We start from the raw sequence: 16882 nt of genomic DNA, 5'->3' as shown, positions 1-16882 counted from the left end.
TTTTGAAAAGAGCGGTGAAGGAAAAGCTGCATCTCTTGCAGCTTTTCTTTTGCCAAGCTCTTTCTCATCAAAGTATCTCTGAAAAGGAGCGACAAATCGGTGGATTATATCATTGAAATGCTTAATATACGCAAGGAATTTCCCGGAATCGTCGCCAATGATGACGTCACGCTTCAAGTGAAAAAAGGCGAAATACACGCCCTTCTCGGTGAAAACGGCGCCGGAAAATCGACACTCATGAACGTTTTATTCGGCCTGTATCAGCCGGAAAAAGGCGAGATCCGGGTGCGTGGCGAACGCGTTCACATCAACAGCCCGAACAAAGCCAACGATCTCGGCATCGGGATGGTGCACCAGCATTTTATGCTTGTGGATACCTTTACCGTCTCAGAAAATATCATTCTCGGAAAAGAACCGAAAACTTTCGGCCGAATTGACAGACAGCGCGCCGACCGGGACGTGCGCGATATTTCCGACCGTTACGGCCTGCACATTGATCCTGAAGCCAAAGTTGCCGATATCTCCGTCGGTATGCAGCAGCGGGCGGAAATATTAAAGACCCTCTACCGGGGCGCCGACATTCTCATTTTTGACGAGCCGACCGCGGTGCTGACTCCGCACGAAATTCAAGAACTGATTCAGATTATGAAAAATCTTGTCAATGAAGGAAAATCAATTATCCTCATCACCCACAAATTAAAAGAGATTATGGAAGTCTGCGACCGTGTCACCATCATCCGGAAAGGAAAAGGCATTACAACACTTGATGTCGCACATACGGATCAAGATGAACTGGCAAGCCTTATGGTCGGACGCGAAGTGTCATTCAAGACGGATAAACAGCCGGCCGAACCAAAACAGGAAGTGCTTTCGCTTTCTGATGTAACGGTGAAAGACGCGCGCGGCGTTGAGGCGGTCAAACAGCTCTCCCTCTCTGTCAGAGCCGGTGAAATCGTCGGCATTGCGGGCGTTGACGGAAACGGCCAGTCTGAATTAATTGAAGCCATTACAGGTCTCAGAAAAACAAATGCCGGCACGATTACGTTAAACGGCAAACAGCTGCAAAATATGCCGCCCAGGAAAGTCACTGAAGCCGGCATCGGGCATATTCCGCAAGACAGGCATAAACACGGGCTCGTCCTTGATTTTCCGATCGGAGAAAATATCGTGCTGCAAAGTTATTACCAAAAGCCTTACTCTTCTTTCGGCATATTAAATAAACACACGATTTATGACAAAGCGCGAAGCCTGATTGAAGAATACGATGTCAGAACACCTGATGAATATACGCCTGCGCGCGCTCTCTCCGGGGGGAATCAGCAAAAGGCCATTATCGGCCGGGAAGTGGACAGAAATCCGGATCTTTTAATTGCGGCCCAGCCGACGCGGGGACTCGATGTCGGCGCGATTGAATTCGTCCATAAAAAGCTCATTGAGCAGCGTGATGCCGGTAAAGCGGTGCTTCTGTTATCTTTTGAACTTGATGAAATAATGAATCTCAGCGATCGCATCGCCGTCATCTTTGAAGGCAGCATCATCGCAAACGTCAATCCGCTTGAAACAAACGAGCAGGAGCTCGGACTTTTAATGGCGGGAAGTAAGCAAATGGAGGCGGGGAAAACACATGATTAATCGACTTTCTCATCTGGCTGTGCCGCTGATTGCGATCATCCTTGGATTAGCTGCGGGTGCGGTCATCATGCTCGCCAGCGGCTACAATGTCGTAAGCGGGTATTCGGCTCTTTGGAGCGGCATTTTCGGTGAAGTATATTACATCGGGGAATCGATCCGGCAGATTACGCCATATATTTTGTCCGGATTGGCCGTGGCATTTGCATTTCGGACCGGCCTTTTTAATATCGGGGTTGAAGGACAGCTCCTTGTCGGCTGGACCGCCGCGGTGTGGGTCGGCGCTTCCTTTGACGCCCCCGCTTACATCCACCTTCCGCTTTCATTATTGGCGGCTGCGGCTGCGGGCGGCATTTGGGGCCTGATTCCCGGATTTTTAAAAGCCCGTTTTTTTGTCCACGAAGTGATTGTCACGATCATGATGAATTATATCGCTCTTCATTTAACCAATTATCTCATTTCCGATGTCATGACGGACCACCGGGACAAAACAGACAAAATTCATGAAAGCGCGTCGCTCCGCTCGCCGTTTTTAGAGCAGCTGACAGATTACTCCCGCCTTCATTGGGGCATTCTGATCGCTCTGTTTGCGGCAGTCCTCATGTGGTTTATCATTCATAAAACAAAAAGCGGATTTGAATTCCGGGCTGTCGGCTTTAACCAGCACGCCGCACAATACGCCGGAATGAGCGTCAGAAAAAATATGATGTACGCCATGATGATTTCCGGCGCCTTCGCAGGGCTTGCCGGCGCGATGGAAGGACTCGGAACCTTTCAATATGCGGCGGTTAAGGGCGCCTTTACCGGCGTCGGCTTCGACGGCATTGCGGTTGCGCTTCTCGGCGGCAGCACGGCAATCGGCGTTGTTCTGGCGGCATGTCTTCTCGGCGGCCTTAAAGTCGGGGCATTAAATATGCCGATTGAATCCGGGGTGCCTTCTGAAGTCGTTGACATCGTCATCGCCATTATTATTTTGTTTGTGGCATCAAGCTACGCCATCCGTCTCATCCTTGATAAATTGAAGAAAAAGGGGGCGAAGTAAGTGGACTTCCTGCAGATTTTATCCATTATTGTCCCGGCAACACTCGTATATGCGGCTCCGCTTATTTTAACCGCTCTCGGCGGCGTGTTTTCTGAAAGATCGGGAGTTGTCAACATCGGTCTTGAAGGACTGATGATTATAGGCGCCTTTACAAGCGTCATGTTCAACTTATTTTTCGGACGCGAGCTTGGCGCCGCCGCTCCGTGGCTCGCTCTGGCTGCGGCTATGATTGCCGGCGGACTGTTCTCACTGATCCACGCGGCTGCCGCGGTTTCTTTCCGCGCCGATCAGACGGTAACCGGTGTGGCGATCAATATGCTCGCGTTAGGAGCGACACTGTTTATCGTCAAGCTGATTTACGGAAAGGCGCAGACTGATAAAATCCCGGAGCCCTTTTACAAAACGAACATTCCCGGGTTAAGCGATATTCCGGTTTTAGGAAAGATTTTCTTTTCTGACGTATATTATACGTCGATTTTAGCCATCGTACTGGCCTTTGTTTCCTGGTTTATTTTATTCAAAACGCCGTTCGGCCTCCGCATCCGTTCTGTCGGGGAACATCCGATGGCGGCCGATACGATGGGAATCAACGTGTTCGGCATGCGCTATATCGGCGTCATGATCAGCGGGCTGTTCGGCGGGCTCGGCGGCGGTGTATATGCTTCCACGATCGCGCTTGATTTCACGCACTCCACCATTTCCGGGCAAGGCTTTATCGCTCTCGCCGCGCTTGTTTTCGGCAAATGGCATCCGATCGGCGCGCTCGGGGCTGCGCTGTTCTTCGGGTTTGCGCAGAGTTTGAGCATTATCGGCTCGCTTTTGCCCCTGTTCAAAGACATTCCGAATGTATACATGCTGATGGCTCCTTACATTCTGACCATTCTCGCGCTTGCCGGCTTCATCGGCCGAGCGGATGCGCCTAAAGCCAACGGCATCCCTTATATTAAAGGAAAACGCTGATTGTGACACAAAAAGAGTTCCGCACCCTGGTGCCGGAACTCTTTTCATCTATATACGATTCTGATATACTCACGCGGCTGAAACGGCGTTTGCATTGATTCAGCCGCACTCAGCTTGTCTTCTGCGTATTCCGCACCGAGAAAAAAACGCTCCCAATCATCTGCCTCCGTCTGCTGCCGCGTTTTGCAGAAATCATCCGCTATGAATGTTCCTGCAATAATAGAACAAAATATTCCAATACAGGCCGCCGCCTTTCTCTTCATCTGACCAGCTCCTTTTGTAAAGCTTGATCTGAAAAAGAAATGTATATACAAAGATCCGGATATTTGATAAATTTATTTTGGGTTCAAAAGACCACAAAAACACAAAGAGGAATACATTATGCCGTAGCAGGGTAAAAAAAAGTGCGATATAATTTGTACTGGGTCCTATGACCGTGAATTGATTGATTCATTCTTACATAAAGCAGTTGCTTGATAAAAAAACAAGCAAAGGAGGTCTTCTGTTGCAGCTGTTACATTTCGCGATTTTGGCGCCTTTTTTATTTGCATTTATCGTTCCCTTTCTTTATAAACGGGTAAAACAAGTCCATACAGGCTGGTTTGTGCTGATAGTGCCCGTTGTGCTGTTTGTTTACTTTATCAGCAAGCTCCCTGTCACAATGGCTGGGGAAACCGTCCGGTATGCGGCCGAATGGATTCCGTCCCTCGGTATTAACTATACCGTTTATATTGACGGACTCGGGCTGTTATTCGCTTTATTGATTACGGGCATCGGCTCTTTGGTGACGCTTTACTCTATTTTTTACTTATCGAAGGACAAAGAAAAGCTCGGCCCCTTTTATGTGTACCTGCTGATGTTTATGGGCGCGATGCTCGGCGTTGTGCTCGTCGATAACGTCATCGTGCTTTATATGTTCTGGGAGCTGACAAGCCTGTCATCCTTCTTATTAATCGGGTATTGGCATAAGCGGAAGAAATCACGCAACGGGGCGGAAAAATCACTGCTGATTACCGTCGGCGGCGGGCTGTGCATGCTCGGCGGCTTTATCCTGCTGTATCTGATGACGGATTCTTTCAGTATCAGGGAAATGGTCAACCAGGTGCATATTATCGCAGGCCATCCGTTCTTTATTCCGGCGATGGTTCTCCTGTTATTGGGGGCCTTTACGAAATCAGCGCAGTTTCCGTTTTATATCTGGCTGCCTGATGCCATGGAGGCGCCGACTCCTGTCAGCGCCTATCTGCACTCGGCTACAATGGTGAAAGCGGGTATTTATCTGATTGCCAGATTCAGTCCGGTTTTTGCTTTTTCACCCGTCTGGTTTTGGACGGTTGCCTCAGTCGGTCTGATCACGATGGTATGGGCTTCCTTTAATGCGATTAAACAAACCGATTTAAAAGCGATTCTGGCATTTTCCACAGTCAGCCAGCTCGGTATGATTGTATCGATGCTCGGCGCAGGAGCCGCCGCGCTTCATTATCAGCATTCAGAGTATTTTACGGCGGCTGTCACCGCGGCTGTGTTTCACTTAATTAACCATGCTACTTTTAAAGGAAGTTTATTCATGGCGGTCGGCATTATCGACCATGAAACGGGAACGCGGGATATCCGCAGGCTCGGCGGCCTGATGGCGCTTATGCCGGTAACGTTTACCGTTTCACTGATCGGAACGTTTTCCATGGCCGGCCTCCCTCCGTTTAACGGCTTTTTAAGTAAAGAAATGTTCTTTACAAGTATGCTGCGGATTGCTCATGCAGATATTTTCAGCCTGGATACGTGGGGCGTGCTGTTCCCCGTTCTCGCATGGATCGGGAGCGTCTTCACTTTCATCTACAGCATGAAGCTGTTTTTCAGAACGTTCAGCGGCGCGCGTAAATCTGCTCAGCTTGAAAAGACGCCGCATGAAGCTCCGCTCGGCATGCTGATTTCGCCGGTGATTCTTGCCGCTTGCGCCGTCAGTCTGTTTTTTGCCCCGAACGTTTTGTCTTACAGCCTGATTGAACCGGCGATGAACTCCATTTATCCGGCTCTGTTAACCGGCGGAGATACATTCCATGTCCATATTTCCCAGTGGCACGGGGTGACGGCTGAGGTAATGATGACCCTCGGCATCATCATTGTCGGCACGATCGGTTACGTAACGCTGTCTAAATGGGAGCGTCTGTACGGTCTGTTTCCGAAAAAACTGACGCTGAACAAGCTTTACGATGCGGTGACGGGCAGTATGGAAAAAAGATCTTACCAGCTGACGTCATCTTATATGACCGGATTTTTGCGGGATTATCTGCTGTATATTTTTGCGGCGTTTATCATTCTCATCGGAGCGGCGTTCGTCATGAAAGGCGGCTTTTCCATGACAGCGAAAGGCATGGCTGAGATCGGCCTGTATGAAATCGTGCTGTCCCTCGTTATGGTGAGCGCAACGATTGCGACTGTGTTCGCCAAATCGCGGCTGACGGCCATTATCTCACTCGGTGTTGTCGGGTACACACTCGCGCTGTTTTTCGTGATTTTCAGAGCGCCCGATCTGGCGCTCACGCAGCTTGTCATTGAGACGATATCCGTCGCCTTGTTTCTTCTTTGTTTTTACCATCTGCCGAAAATGCGGCGGAAAAAGAAGACAAGAACATTCCGGATGACGAATTTTATCATTTCTCTCGGTGTCGGCGTCATCGTGACAATGCTCGGAATCGCGTCTTCCAGCGAAAAAACAAAAGACAGCATCTCCTCCTTTTTCACCGCTTACAGCCATAAGCTCGGGGGAGGAAACAATATCGTCAACGTCATCCTCGTTGATTTCAGGGGATTTGACACGATGTTTGAAATCACGGTGCTGTCGATCGCCGCACTCGGGATTTACGGCATGATCAGAACAAAAGTAAAAGAGGAGGGAGAAGAGCGTTGAGACAGCAAAAAACAAACGACATCATCCTTCAGACGGCAACGAAGCTTGTATCTTTTATCATTCTGCTTTTCTCTTTCTATTTATTTTTATCGGGGCATAACGCTCCCGGCGGAGGATTTGTCGGCGGACTGATTACGTCTTCGGCCATCGTACTGCTGCTTTTGGCCTTTGATTTAAAAACCGTCAAATCGATTTTGCCCGTCAATTTTATTTATGTGGCGGGCGCGGGTCTGCTTATCGCGATTGCAACGGGTGCAGGTTCGTTCTTATTCGGAGCGCCCTTTCTCACCCATACATTCGGCCATTTTCATCTCCCGGTGCTCGGGAATACGGAGCTTGCGACGGCCACTTTGTTTGATTTAGGTGTGTATCTCGTTGTTGTCGGCGTGACGATGACCATTATTCAAACGATTGGAGAGGAAGAATAGTGGAAATCTTAATGTCTGTCATTGCCGGTATTTTGTTTATGGCGGCAACCTACCTGCTGCTTTCTAAAAGTCTGCTGCGCGTGATTATCGGCACCGCGCTTTTGAGCCACGGCGTCCATTTGCTGCTCCTGACCATGGGCGGACTGAAAAAAGGCGCTCCTCCCATACTGGGCGGAAAAAGCACATCGTTTGTCGATCCGCTGCCGCAGGCACTCATACTGACGGCGATCGTTATTTCGTTCGGCGTCACGTCCTTCCTGCTTGTGATGGCGTTTCGCGCCTATCAGGAACTGAAAACGGACGATATGGATCGAATGAGGGGAAATGATCAACATGAATAACTTTGTGATATTGCCCATTCTGGTGCCGCTGCTTGCCGCAGTGCTGCTGATTTTTATGAACAGGCACGTGATGCTGATGCGGATATTCAGCACTGCCGCTTCCTGTGTCTCCATCGTCATCAGCGCCGCTCTCGTTCAGACGGTTTTCACACACGGGATTCAGACGCTGACACTCGGCGGCTGGAAAGCGCCGTACGGCATTGTGCTCGCCGCGGATCAGCTCGCCGCACTGCTTGTTTTGACAACCGCCATAATCGGGCTGCTCGTCATCCTGTACTCCTTCCGCTCCATCGGAGAAAAAAGGGAGCGCGCTTTCTATTATTCAGGGGTGCAGTTTCTTCTGGCCGGCGTAAGCGGAGCGTTTTTGACGGGTGACCTGTTCAACATGTACGTCTTTTTTGAGCTTCTGCTTATCGCGTCCTACATGCTGATCGTGCTTGGCGGAACGAAAATTCAATTAAGAGAATCATTGAAGTATATCGTGTTTAACATTGTGTCATCCGCGTTTTTTGTCATCGGCGTCGGTTACTTATATGCGGTGACGGGCACGCTGAATATGGCTGATCTAAGCGTAAAAATAAGCGAATCGGGCCAGACCGGGCTAATAACCGTGATCGGCGTCCTTCTTCTCGTCGTTTTCGGTTTAAAGGGCGGGATATTCCCGCTGTATTTCTGGATGCCGGGCTCTTATTACGCCCCGCCGGCTGCAATTTCGGCTTTATTCGGGTCTCTTTTGACGAAAGTCGGCCTGTATGCCATTTTAAGAGTATTCACCCTGATCTTTATTCACGATACGGGCTTTACCCACCAATTGATGATGTGGCTTGCGATGCTGACGGTGCTATTCGGCGTAATCGGATCTATCGCCTTTTCGGATGTCATGAAAATCGTCATCTACAATATTATTACAGCCGTCGGCGTGATTTTGTTCGGCATTGCCATGAACACGCCGGCCTCCATTCAAGGAGCGGTTTATTACTTGATTCACGATATGCTGATTAAAGGAGCGCTGTTTATGCTTGCCGGCTCGCTTATCGCATTGACAGGCACTGCCAGCCTGCATAAAATGGGCGGACTGATCAACCGATATCCCGTTTTAGGATGGATGTTCTTTATTTCAGCCATATCTTTGGCCGGCATCCCGCCGTTCAGCGGATTTGTGGGCAAGCTGAAGATCGCGGAAGGCGGGTTCGATAAGGGGGAAACATTGTTTTCCGTATTGATTCTTGTATCAAGCCTGCTTGTGCTCTATTCGGTGCTGAAGGTTTTTACGACGGCTTTTTGGGGGGAAGAAAAAGAAATCCCCGGCGCAGGCGGACGGTCCGCAAAAGGACTTCTTTATCCGGCAGCCGCTTTTCTCCTTTTGTCGCTTCTGTTCGGGCTCGGAACCGAATGGGTTTCGCCGTATGTCAATCAGACGGCTGAGAATCTGCTGAATCCGGCAAAATACATAGAAGCTGTTTTGAAGGAGTAGATGGCATGGCTTTTCAACTATTATTAAATGTTCTTCTCGCTGTTTGCTGGATGTTTCTCACAAACAGCCTCAGCACGGCGGGTTTTATAACCGGATTTATCGCGGGCTTGGCGGCGCTGTTTTTTTTCCGGCGCTTCTTCTCGCGGCCGTTTTACATTTGGAAAATATGGTCGGTCATCAGACTGGCGCTGATCTTTATAAAGGAATTATATTTGGCCAATGTCAGCGTGCTGAAAACCGTTATATCGCCGAAACTGAACATCCGCCCGGGCATTTTCGCGTTTAAGACGGAATTGACGGAGGATTGGGAGATCACACTGCTCTCGCTGTTAATTACTTTAACACCGGGTACGCTCGTGATGGATATCTCCGATGACCGGTCGATTCTCTATATACACGCCATGGACATTGAAGATGCGGAGAAAGCGATCCATGACATCCGCGTCTCTTTTGAGAAAGCCATTCAGGAGGTGAGCCGCTGATGTTTACGTTTATTCTGCAATTATCACTCGGCATTATGGCGGTTTCGACTCTTCTGTACGTCATTCGCGTCATAAAAGGGCCAACGATACCGGACCGGGTCGTCGCGCTTGATGGGATCGGCATTAATCTGATTGCCATGACCGCACTTGTATCCATTCTCTTAAACACATCGGCCTTTTTGGACATCATTCTGCTGCTTGGCATTTTATCGTTTATCGGCACGATTGCCTTTGCTAAGTTTTTGGAGAAAGGAGAGATTATCGAAAATGATCGAAATCGTTAAATGGGCCGTCGCCGTTTGTATTCTGATGGGATCGCTGATCTGCCTGGTCGCGTCTTTCGGCACACTCAGGCTTCCTGATGTGTATACGCGCGCCCACGCCTCTTCAAAAGGCTCGACACTCGGCGTTAATTTGGTATTGCTCGGGGTGTTAGGCTACTTGTGGATGCTGACCGGAGAAATTTCTGTAAAAATACTGCTCGGCATCATTTTTATCCTGCTGACGGCGCCGGTCGGAGCGCACCTCATATGCAGGGCCGCGTACAATTCAGGAGCGGCGCTTGATAAAAGAAGCGTTCAGGATGATTACAAAGGGATCAGAAACTTTGTGATCAAACGAAAAGAAGATTCATATTTGTAAAAACAAACAGCCGGACGATTCAGGGTTCCGGCTGTTTGTTTATTTTGTTATAACAGCCAGCGTGCAGCGGGAAACACAGATCAGCCTTTCTCGTTCATCGAAAATGTTAATCCCGTACACAATGGTTGCCCTGCCTGTGTGAACGGGTTCCGCTATCGCCGTGACCGTTCCGCCCTCTTTCACGGACTTTAAATGATTGGCATTAATCTCAAGCCCGACACACGCCTGTTTCGACCGGTCGATAAAATGCTGGGCCCCCACACTTGCAACAGTCTCCGCCAGCGCTGCTGACGCGCCCCCATGCAGATATCCGAAAGGCTGCACCGTCCTCTTATCCACCGGCATCACCGCCACGCATCTCTCCGGCGTGTTTTCAGTGATTTCAATACCGAGTGCGCCGAGCAATGTATTGTTCAGATTCATAGGTCATTCTCCCTTCAAGATTTATAGTACGTTATCTGACTTGGCGATCAGCACCGCTTCAGTTCGGGAGCCGACATTCAGCTTATTAAAAATGGATGTCAGGCTGTATTCAATCGACCGCTTGCTTAAGTGAAGCGCATCTGCGATTTCCTGATTGGTCAAACCTTTTTCGACCTCTTGGAGAATATGGCGCTCTCTCGGGGTTAACCGATCCTGCTCACTTTGAGGGGAAGAAGACGTTTTTGTTTTTTGCTGGGTCATCAGCTGTTTGAAATAGGAGAAATCAACTAAAATCTGTCCGTTCAGCACATGATATATGTATTGCATGATTTTCTCTTTAGATTCGGTTTTGCTGATGGCGCCATGCAGGCCCGCGCGGATGGATTCTTCAAAATAATCTTCAACCTCATAGCCTGTGTAGACAATGATTTTGCAGAGAGGATTCTCTTTTAAGATTTTCTTGGAAAGCTCTATGCCGCTGATGTCATCACCCAGATTTAAATCCATTAATATGAGATCGTAAGCTGAAAAATCATGCCGGAGAACGAATTGTTCACTGGCATCAGGACTAAGGCAATCGACAGAAAGATTCGTGTCCGTTTCCAGAATCGTCTTGGTGCCCTCCATGACAGCCGGATGATCATCAATCACTAGTATCTTTTTCATGGTTTCCTCCCTTTTACTCACTCATTTCCATTTTATTAAAAAGACTTGGCTTCTGCCAAGTCGATTTGGTGATAAATTGGTTACAATTCCATTTCAATATCCGCTTTAAAACCGTTTCCTTCACTTGTGTCGATTTTCATCCGTCCGTCAAGTGCACGGACGCGTTCCTTAATACCCGAAAGACCCATGCTCATCGACTGTCCGCCGCCTTCTTCCTGATTGCAGCCGACACCGTCGTCTTCATAATGGAGAATCACTTTATTTTGAATGCTGATCAGCATAATCAGCACCTCATTCGCCTGTGAATGCTTCATGGCGTTCGAAAGAAATTCCTGAATAATGCGGTACAAATTCAGCTGGGTATCCAAATCCAGCGCCGCCGTAAACCGGCCCGTATTCAGACGGATATGAAACGGCGCACGCTCCTGCTGCTGCGCGGCAAGCTTGGATACCGCCTTGACCAGACCCAAATCATACAGCAGCTGAGGCCGAAGCTCATGGCACGTCTCCCGGGTCATCAAAATGACATCCGACATCTGCTCATTCATCTGATGAAGCTTGTCCTGCACCTCTATGTGGCAGGGCTCCTCTTTCTTAAAATCGGCCAGAAACAGCTCACACTGGCGCTTCAAAGAAATCAAATCCTGCAGCACTGAATCATGCAGATCCCGGGCCAAATCCGACCGCTGCTTTTCCTCGATTGTAAACATCAGCTTTTTGAGCCAAACCGGGTTTGAACCTTGTTGTTTCAGGTCTTGTAAATGGTTCATGAGTTCTTCGATCTGTATCACATTTTCCATAGAGACACTCGTATAGAAAGACAATGTCTTCAGCCATGAAATCTCATCTCGTGTCAGTCTCGGTGTATTAATAGTAGACAAACAAAGCAAAACATAAGAACTTCCTCCGCGTTCTCCTATCTTGATTAAAAAACCGCGGTTTAGCTCAATGATTTTTCCAATCTCTGAAGTAACTTTCTTAAATTCTTTTGAATACATTTCCCAGTCAGGCTCATTATCCTTTTTATCATGATATAAAATGTCACCCTCAGAGGTAACTTCAAAGACATAAGCTTTACTGACAAGTAGAACATCCAGAATCGTCTTTTTTAGTTCTTTAAACATTTGTTTTAAAGATGTTATGCTTCTGATAAGCTGAGTATATTTGAATATACTATCTTGATAATTAAATTTTTCAGAAAAACGTTTTAACCGAAATTTATAATCCATTACTTCTTTAAAATAAAAAATGACAAATATCACAATAAAGAAAAATACAGTTTGCTGAGCAGGATTCATTTGTATATCTATTGACTCGAACCAAGCTGAAATCCCAACAATAAAAAGGGCTGGAACTAAGGCAAGCAAGCAAGCCATAGTACCTCATCCTGCCTAAAATGAATTCAATATCAAAAATTTTGTTAGCTACGAACTGGTATACCAATCCCAATGGGATAAGTACGAGCAGGGATGCCGCTGCCAACGCATCTAATATATAACTTCCTGTCAAAATAATTGGGATTACATAAAAAAGCAAAAAAGGTAAAAAAGAGAGCGTGTTTGTTAAAATTAAAATCTTAAGAATATAAGCATGTTCTGAATACTTGAATTTATACAGATGATAGAAAACAGATATAAATGCATAGAGAGTCACGAAGAAAAACGATACTAAATTTAAATTTGTTGTGAAGTCATATGAATAAATATGTCGAAACGGTTCGTTTAAGAGATTAATTATCGGTATGATATATAGAAAAGAAATCAAGCGATTGGCAAATTTTTTACCTAATTCCTTGAAATACTCTTGAATAAACTGGAGATAAAATATAGGTGAGGCAATGAAGGTAAACAAATTTATATATCTGTTAAATTCATGACCTCTTGAGGGACCACCAGCACTCATATAAGCTATTGAGATATCTAACAGGAAGAGAATTAGGACATACCCAGCTATCGATTTTCTGGTTTGACTCACCTTTACAATATAAAATATACATATTAAACTCAAAAAATAAAATACAAGGGGAAGGACAAATAAAAAGTAACTGTAGTATCCATTTAAATTAACAATATCAAAATCATCTAAATGAATTTGCTGTCCATTTCTTTTTATATCTAAGCTCTTAACGTGATAGAGAGTATCCCCTTTTAGATATTTTAAAGATGGTTTTTTATTATTAATTTTGACAATCATATCACCTTGTTTTAAACCTACAAATTTTCCATACGAGGTTTTTGACATTTCAGCAACTTCGAGTACTTTATGCTTATTTTCTACAATTTTCGTGCCTACAATAAGTCCATTCATGTTAATAAAAGCGACATAACAAACATAGATAACACTTAAAATAATAATGGATATTGTAAATGGCTTTATAAGCTTCTTCAAGATTTACACCCTTCGCTTATTATTCATTATCCCATTTTTTATTGTCCGAACCCATCATTAAATAATTCTCAAACCCTTTAATGATAATTTGCGTTTGTATAGAGTCATAACCGATAAGGCTAGCTTCATTGCTTTTCAGTTTCTTTAATACATCAGGATAATTCAAAAAATAATTTATTAAATTCTGCATCTTCATCATCCTTCTTATTATTCTTATTATTCAACAAGTGTTTTTTTATTATTTTTATCTTCTTTATATCTAAATTTAAATTTTCAACTTCAGTTCCACACTTATGCATGTATAGTTGGTATAAAACCGAAACATATTGAGATGCTCCAGAATCATACAGCTTTTGAATAAACTCTTTTTTATTAAGCCGCAGTTGCGAATATAATTTTTGATCTGAGAATATACGAAGCAATTCTTGAGAAGACTTATTAAACAAGCGCTTAAGATATAAATTAATCAATGTATGTTTATCTTTCAGAATATCACTAGTATTATCCTTAAAAATAGCATGATAATCACCGGAAATTTGTTCAAATATCCCTTTATAATAGGAATAACTTTCAACAGACTTATTGAATTCTCCAGTTGCTAAAAGCGTACCAGTAACATTTGCTAACGCAAATAAACTTCCGCATTTTAACTTGATTACCTCTAAACATTCATCTTCTGTCTCTGGTTTATTAATCAAATCATCATGTTGACCCTGCATTGCATCTTGAATATATTTTAATACATACTTAATCACTAAAGGATTCGTACTAATCGAATTAATGCTTTGCAATCCTGCTGTGTATAATGAAAATGCTGCACTTAATGCTAGTGAACGATCTATCTTCATCCAAGGAGCATCTCGATTATCCTCATCTTCCAGATCATCAATTATATCGGAAGTAAGTGTAAGAATTTCAATAGCGGCACCTAAGTTCACTGCGGTTTCTTGATTTTCGCCGTCAAAGATCACATAATGCAAAACAGCTGATTCAGCTAGAGAAAAATTTTTTTTTGGTTCAATAAAACGAAGAAGGAGCTGCATTAGATGTTCATTAAATATGTTCCGCTCTATTATACTCTTCATTCTATTCTTGATTTGGTTGGCATCTAAACACATTTGCTCAATAATTGTCTTCACCCTCCCATTCTATTTTACTAAATGCAGGTGATGAAAGACAGCAGGTTTTTTGTTTTTTAACAATCGTATAATACTTTATCCATGAAATGGATAAAAAATGCACAAAAAAAAGACTTGTTTCCAAGTCTTTTTAAGAAATTTTCATTGCATATGAGAATTTATCGAGCTGATCAATGCTTTTGTTAATGTTTCGTAATGAGTCGGTTGTTTCTCTGATATCATTTTCAAGTCGGAATAATAATTGCTTTACTTCTTCTAATTTGTTTTCCACCGTTTCCACACTCCTTTTTTTGAAAGATCAATGAATTGTGTATGGTGAACGAGTCCTAGGTATTTGATCTGTTACTAATAGTGTAAACGTTTTTGCGGGATTTTTCACCGAAAAGTATGTGTAAAAGTATCTGCGTGACACCGCAAACCATGGTAATCCCATAGTCCCGAACAAGGCATTTAGCGAACAGGACTATATAACTACCATAAAGGCAGACGTTTAGGATAAAGCAGACCAATCTGGCGGTTCTGCTGTTTTTTCAACGGTTTTCCGACAAACCGGCAGGGACTATAGTCCCTGCCGTCGCAATTTCAAAACAGAATGGGCGAACAGCGTCGCATAACCACCGACAAACACCGAAAAGACCGCAACCCCGCATTGTGGTCTTTTTGCATGTCATAACTCGTTATCACGCCGCCTATACTCATGTATAACGAATGTTTTCTCAGGAAGGAGGCCGCCGTATGCATTATGTGTATCCATGCTGCCCTGTTTTCGCCGCGCCATACCGGCATCCAGCGCCCAGTGCCCCGGTTCACGCAGATATTTTGACAGCGTCCGCAAAAGAAGCTGCGGGCATGCTGGAGGATGCGCGCCTGCTCCTTGCGCGGCTGTCGGCGTCAAAAGAGCTTGCGCGCAGCATCCTCACCGCAGCGCAATCATCTGACACCGCAGCGGTCAAGCGGCTCATTAAGCAGACCGGCATCAAAAATGACTTTGACGTGACGTATAATCCCGACGGCATCCGTGTCAGTCTGATCAGAGAGCAAAGCCGGTTTATCATCGCCCTCAGGTGGTCGGCTTAAAGCGGCTCAATCGATCAGCTGCCGGCACCATTCGATCGCCTGTAAGTAACATTCATACGCTTCTTCTTTGTTCAGTTCTTTTCCCCACTCGTCACAGTCCCAGTTGTTGCATTCAATGGCTTTGACGAGCGCGAGCATCTGATAATAATCGTTTTCATAACCGAGCAGCGCCTGTCCGACTTCATCGATTAAAGGCAGTTCTTTGATGATATCCTCCAGCTCCCTGTGGAGAAGCGTATCGATGAGCGAAAACATGCCGATCAGCATGTAAGAAGAGGGCTGGGGCCTTCCGGTTCTTTTCGCCAGCAGTTCGCACAGTTTGGCCCTGATTAAGGAAATCTTAATGATTTCTTTTTGGCTTGAGTGGCTTTTCGCCGTTAAATCTCTGAATGAAAGAATGTAAATCAAGCGCTTAATCTCATTCAGCCCGAGCATCATGATGGCCTGCTGGATGCTGTCTATCTTTTTTTTCAGCCTTGTTTGCGATCCGTTTAAAAAACGCAGAATCTGATACGATAAGCTGACGTCCCGCTCTATGTATTCCGTCACGCGCTGTATATTAGGCTGGTCATTGTTTAATTCGCTTAAAAGCTGGTAGTAAGAATGAAAATGAAACGTCAGATCATTTCCGCTGATGACACGCGGTTCACTGAAAAAATATCCTTGAAACAGGTGAAAGCCGTCTATGGCCGCCTGTTTATAATCTTTTCTCGTCTCCACTTTCTCCGCTAAATAAATCAGACTTTTACAGCTGTACGTCTGAATGATTTTTTTGCGCTCCAGACGCGAGGATTGCAAAAAGTCGATTTTTAAAATATCAATATATTTCATCAGCTGTTCCACTAACTCTTCATTTTCCGGATTGATGGCGTAAAAATCATCAAGTGCTAATGTATATCCTAATTTCTTCAGCTGTCTGCATCTTGAGATGAGTGCCGGAGTGATCGGTATGTCCTCAAGAATTTCGATAATAAGCTGGTCAGGATCAAAGGAGGTAGGGAGATCTGAAAACATCAGGCTTTCTGTAAAATTCACAAAGCAGCGTTTCCCCTCAGTCAGCTTTTCGATTCCGATGTTGATAAAGCTGTTAATAATGAGATCCGTCGTAGCTTTATCTCCGTCCGCGGCCGAATAGCGGTTCTCTTCGCTCTCCCGGTAAAGAAGTTCATAAGCAACAACCTGTTCGTTTCTGTTGAAGATAGGCTGTCTCGCAACAAACACCTTCATTCATTTACCCCCTTAGATGCGGCCTTCGAACATAAGTATATCAAATAACTTGACGA

At 45.4% G+C, this 16882-nt stretch carries 17 protein-coding genes and 1 pseudogene; 11 read left to right on the top strand and 7 right to left on the bottom strand.

Annotation, left to right across the window (positions count from 1 at the left end; genetic code table 11):
• Window positions 1-99: 99 nt before the first annotated feature.
• Genes ACWJJ4_RS04785 through nupQ form a run of 3 tightly spaced genes read left to right on the top strand, consistent with a single transcriptional unit; the run spans window position 100 to window position 3631 of the window.
• Entirely contained in the window at window positions 100-1632 is a 1533-nt protein-coding gene (locus ACWJJ4_RS04785; protein WP_278269278.1) for an ABC transporter ATP-binding protein, read from the top strand.
• Complete coding sequence (locus ACWJJ4_RS04780; RefSeq protein ID WP_012118308.1) at window positions 1625-2671, top strand: ABC transporter permease; 1047 nt, start codon at window positions 1625-1627, stop codon at window positions 2669-2671. The genes ACWJJ4_RS04785 and ACWJJ4_RS04780 overlap by 8 nt, the downstream gene beginning before the upstream one ends.
• Window positions 2672-3631, top strand: a complete 960-nt coding sequence (gene nupQ / locus ACWJJ4_RS04775; protein ID WP_003152071.1) for a guanosine ABC transporter permease NupQ — start codon at window positions 2672-2674, stop codon at window positions 3629-3631.
• 44 nt (window positions 3632-3675) lie between these two features.
• On the opposite strand, the gene ACWJJ4_RS04770 is transcribed toward nupQ, so the two are convergent.
• On the bottom strand, window positions 3676-3894 hold the full coding sequence (locus ACWJJ4_RS04770; RefSeq protein WP_070082282.1) for a hypothetical protein: 219 nt from the start codon (window positions 3892-3894) through the stop codon (window positions 3676-3678).
• Window positions 3895-4136: 242 nt separating this feature from the next.
• On the opposite strand from ACWJJ4_RS04770, the gene ACWJJ4_RS04765 reads away from it, so the two are divergent.
• Genes ACWJJ4_RS04765 through mnhG form a run of 7 tightly spaced genes read left to right on the top strand, consistent with a single transcriptional unit; the run spans window position 4137 to window position 9906 of the window.
• Entirely contained in the window at window positions 4137-6539 is a 2403-nt protein-coding gene (locus ACWJJ4_RS04765; RefSeq protein WP_454021474.1) for a Na+/H+ antiporter subunit A, read from the top strand.
• Window positions 6536-6967 (top strand): Na(+)/H(+) antiporter subunit B, encoded by a 432-nt coding sequence (locus ACWJJ4_RS04760; RefSeq protein ID WP_007613424.1) that lies wholly within the window; start codon window positions 6536-6538, stop codon window positions 6965-6967. Before ACWJJ4_RS04765 ends, ACWJJ4_RS04760 begins: the two co-directional genes overlap by 4 nt.
• Window positions 6967-7308 (top strand): Na(+)/H(+) antiporter subunit C, encoded by a 342-nt coding sequence (locus ACWJJ4_RS04755; RefSeq protein WP_003152063.1) that lies wholly within the window; start codon window positions 6967-6969, stop codon window positions 7306-7308. The genes ACWJJ4_RS04760 and ACWJJ4_RS04755 overlap by 1 nt, the downstream gene beginning before the upstream one ends.
• Window positions 7301-8782, top strand: coding sequence for a Na+/H+ antiporter subunit D (locus ACWJJ4_RS04750; protein ID WP_454021473.1), 1482 nt, complete (start codon window positions 7301-7303; stop codon window positions 8780-8782). The genes ACWJJ4_RS04755 and ACWJJ4_RS04750 overlap by 8 nt, the downstream gene beginning before the upstream one ends.
• Before the next feature lie 5 nt (window positions 8783-8787).
• Window positions 8788-9264 (top strand): Na+/H+ antiporter subunit E, encoded by a 477-nt coding sequence (locus tag ACWJJ4_RS04745; RefSeq protein ID WP_077722767.1) that lies wholly within the window; start codon window positions 8788-8790, stop codon window positions 9262-9264.
• Window positions 9264-9548: a Na(+)/H(+) antiporter subunit F1 gene (locus ACWJJ4_RS04740; RefSeq protein ID WP_012118311.1), complete on the top strand. Its 285-nt coding sequence runs from the start codon at window positions 9264-9266 to the stop codon at window positions 9546-9548. The genes ACWJJ4_RS04745 and ACWJJ4_RS04740 overlap by 1 nt, the downstream gene beginning before the upstream one ends.
• On the top strand, window positions 9532-9906 hold the full coding sequence (gene mnhG, locus ACWJJ4_RS04735; protein WP_003152056.1) for a monovalent cation/H(+) antiporter subunit G: 375 nt from the start codon (window positions 9532-9534) through the stop codon (window positions 9904-9906). Before ACWJJ4_RS04740 ends, mnhG begins: the two co-directional genes overlap by 17 nt.
• Before the next feature lie 39 nt (window positions 9907-9945).
• On the opposite strand, the gene ACWJJ4_RS04730 is transcribed toward mnhG, so the two are convergent.
• The 5 genes and pseudogenes from ACWJJ4_RS04730 to degQ form a co-directional block, all read right to left on the bottom strand.
• The gene (locus ACWJJ4_RS04730) at window positions 9946-10329 is read right to left on the bottom strand and encodes a hotdog fold thioesterase (protein ID WP_007613430.1); all 384 of its coding nucleotides are present in this window, start codon (window positions 10327-10329) and stop codon (window positions 9946-9948) included.
• Window positions 10330-10350: 21 nt separating this feature from the next.
• A complete protein-coding gene (locus ACWJJ4_RS04725; RefSeq protein WP_003152052.1) occupies window positions 10351-10995 on the bottom strand; it encodes a response regulator transcription factor in 645 nt (214 codons plus the stop codon).
• 80 nt (window positions 10996-11075) lie between these two features.
• Window positions 11076-13383: pseudogene (locus tag ACWJJ4_RS04720) on the bottom strand (histidine kinase).
• A 152-nt stretch (window positions 13384-13535) separates the two neighbouring features.
• Complete coding sequence (locus ACWJJ4_RS04715) at window positions 13536-14468, bottom strand: class 1 isoprenoid biosynthesis enzyme (protein ID WP_025650217.1); 933 nt, start codon at window positions 14466-14468, stop codon at window positions 13536-13538.
• A gap of 184 nt (window positions 14469-14652) precedes the next feature.
• Window positions 14653-14793: a degradation enzyme regulation protein DegQ gene (gene degQ, locus ACWJJ4_RS04710; protein WP_003152043.1), complete on the bottom strand. Its 141-nt coding sequence runs from the start codon at window positions 14791-14793 to the stop codon at window positions 14653-14655.
• Between the two features lie 464 nt (window positions 14794-15257).
• On the opposite strand from degQ, the gene ACWJJ4_RS04705 reads away from it, so the two are divergent.
• Window positions 15258-15599, top strand: a complete 342-nt coding sequence (locus ACWJJ4_RS04705) for a hypothetical protein (RefSeq protein WP_014305721.1) — start codon at window positions 15258-15260, stop codon at window positions 15597-15599.
• Window positions 15600-15605: 6 nt separating this feature from the next.
• Here the strand turns inward: ACWJJ4_RS04705 and ACWJJ4_RS04700 are convergent, their stop codons facing one another.
• Window positions 15606-16826 (bottom strand): EAL and HDOD domain-containing protein, encoded by a 1221-nt coding sequence (locus ACWJJ4_RS04700; protein ID WP_070082287.1) that lies wholly within the window; start codon window positions 16824-16826, stop codon window positions 15606-15608.
• Between the last annotated feature and the right edge of the window lie 56 nt (window positions 16827-16882).

It is taken from the genome of Bacillus sp. JK62, assembly GCF_053663455.1.
This window is presented reverse-complemented; position numbering and strand designations above follow the sequence as displayed.

Bases quoted from the DNA above. Each gene is read 5' to 3' on its own strand.
- ACWJJ4_RS04705 (WP_014305721.1), top strand. From the start codon at position 15,258: ATGCATTATGTGTATCCATGCTGCCCTGTTTTCGCCGCGCCATACCGG.
- ACWJJ4_RS04715 (WP_025650217.1), bottom strand. From the start codon at position 14,468: ATGAAGAGTATAATAGAGCGGAACATATTTAATGAACATCTAATGCAG.
- ACWJJ4_RS04725 (WP_003152052.1), bottom strand. From the start codon at position 10,995: ATGAAAAAGATACTAGTGATTGATGATCATCCGGCTGTCATGGAGGGC.
- ACWJJ4_RS04770 (WP_070082282.1), bottom strand. From the start codon at position 3,894: ATGAAGAGAAAGGCGGCGGCCTGTATTGGAATATTTTGTTCTATTATT.
- ACWJJ4_RS04700 (WP_070082287.1), bottom strand. From the start codon at position 16,826: ATGAAGGTGTTTGTTGCGAGACAGCCTATCTTCAACAGAAACGAACAG.
- ACWJJ4_RS04730 (WP_007613430.1), bottom strand. From the start codon at position 10,329: ATGAATCTGAACAATACATTGCTCGGCGCACTCGGTATTGAAATCACT.
- ACWJJ4_RS04780 (WP_012118308.1), top strand. From the start codon at position 1,625: ATGATTAATCGACTTTCTCATCTGGCTGTGCCGCTGATTGCGATCATC.
- ACWJJ4_RS04750 (WP_454021473.1), top strand. From the start codon at position 7,301: ATGAATAACTTTGTGATATTGCCCATTCTGGTGCCGCTGCTTGCCGCA.
- ACWJJ4_RS04740 (WP_012118311.1), top strand. From the start codon at position 9,264: ATGTTTACGTTTATTCTGCAATTATCACTCGGCATTATGGCGGTTTCG.
- mnhG (WP_003152056.1), top strand. From the start codon at position 9,532: ATGATCGAAATCGTTAAATGGGCCGTCGCCGTTTGTATTCTGATGGGA.
- ACWJJ4_RS04745 (WP_077722767.1), top strand. From the start codon at position 8,788: ATGGCTTTTCAACTATTATTAAATGTTCTTCTCGCTGTTTGCTGGATG.